Below are 464 nucleotides of genomic sequence, written 5' to 3' on the forward strand. Positions count from 1 at the left end.
GCACTGCGTCTGGCACAGGAGGGCGCAGCAGTAGTGATCAATTATAATGGATCGAAAGAGCGCGCGCAGGAAGTGAAAACAGAGATTGAATCTGCAGGCGGAACAGCACAGATCATGCAGTGTGATGTGGCAGATGCAGCATCTTGTGATGAGATGTTTCAGACAATCATTAAAGAATTCGGAAGAATAGATATCCTTGTGAACAACGCAGGAATTACAAGAGACGGACTGCTTATGAAGATGGCAGAAGAGGATTTTGATGCTGTGATCGATACGAATCTGAAAGGAACTTTTCATTGTATCCGTGCAGTCTCAAGACAGATGCTACGTCAGAGATCCGGAAGAATTATTAACCTGTCTTCTGTATCAGGAGTTCTTGGAAATGCAGGACAGGCTAATTATTCTGCATCAAAGGCTGGTGTGATCGGACTCACAAAGAGTGCGGCAAGAGAACTGGCTTCCAG

1 protein-coding gene is annotated in these 464 nt (G+C 45.5%); it reads left to right on the forward strand.

Translation table 11 applies throughout. The features are described from left to right. Positions 1 to 464 (forward strand): SDR family NAD(P)-dependent oxidoreductase (locus PZH32_RS11285; protein WP_275208346.1); only part of this gene is annotated, 464 nt, incomplete at both ends.

This window comes from Adlercreutzia equolifaciens, from assembly GCF_029076695.1.
Taxonomy (GTDB): Bacteria; Actinomycetota; Coriobacteriia; order Coriobacteriales; family Eggerthellaceae; genus Adlercreutzia; species Adlercreutzia equolifaciens_A.